Raw genomic sequence first — 631 nt, 5'->3', positions numbered from 1 at the left:
CGTAACGCATAGTAAAAATGCCACGCGTTGCGAATCACTCTTAAACAGATTGTTATGTGCTAGCGATATCCGCTGTTTCACATTCTCTATAGAGGCGCTTCAAGTTTTCGTGAAACCATTCTACAGCCTCAAGGCTTACTTTATTTTTGATCTCGGTCATTTCGAAATCTTCAATCGATTTAGGGTGCATCAACGAGTTCCTGATTTCGATAAACTCACCTAGACTTGCCCATCGATGGTCACTGGTATTAGGTTCAAAGTCTAATTTGTGTAACTTCCCAAAACACCTGAAAAGAAAGAGAATATTAGACTTAAGTGATTGAAAAGAATCACGCTCTTTGATTCTTCCTTTGTAGTCTAGGCCTACGGATTTTTCCCTCAGCAACATAATTTCGTTAGCATCAAAAATATCCGGGACATCTTCTAGGGCAGCTAGACAAACTAACCTAAGTTGATAGGTAACTCCTTCAATGTATGCCGCGCTTGTTCGATAAAGGGTTCGCAGAGCAAAACGAGATTTAACGCTTAATCCAAAGTCTCTTGCTGCACGTACGTCTTCTAGAAGTAGTTGATGAAACATCCACATTTCATCATTTGCTTTCTCAACTTTCACTCAAAATTCCTTCTGACA

Annotated in this window: 1 protein-coding gene; it reads right to left on the bottom strand. The window is 39.8% G+C overall.

Going from position 1 to position 631, the window contains the following annotated elements:
• Positions 1–52 precede the first annotated feature (52 nt).
• The gene (locus IQR33_RS20720; protein ID WP_031780754.1) at positions 53–613 is read right to left on the bottom strand and encodes a hypothetical protein; all 561 of its coding nucleotides are present in this window, start codon (positions 611–613) and stop codon (positions 53–55) included.
• Between the last annotated feature and the right edge of the window lie 18 nt (positions 614–631).

The sequence above is a fragment of the Vibrio sp. OPT46 genome, from assembly GCF_015163535.1.
GTDB classification, from domain to species: Bacteria; Pseudomonadota; Gammaproteobacteria; order Enterobacterales; family Vibrionaceae; genus Vibrio; species Vibrio alginolyticus.
This window is presented reverse-complemented; position numbering and strand designations above follow the sequence as displayed.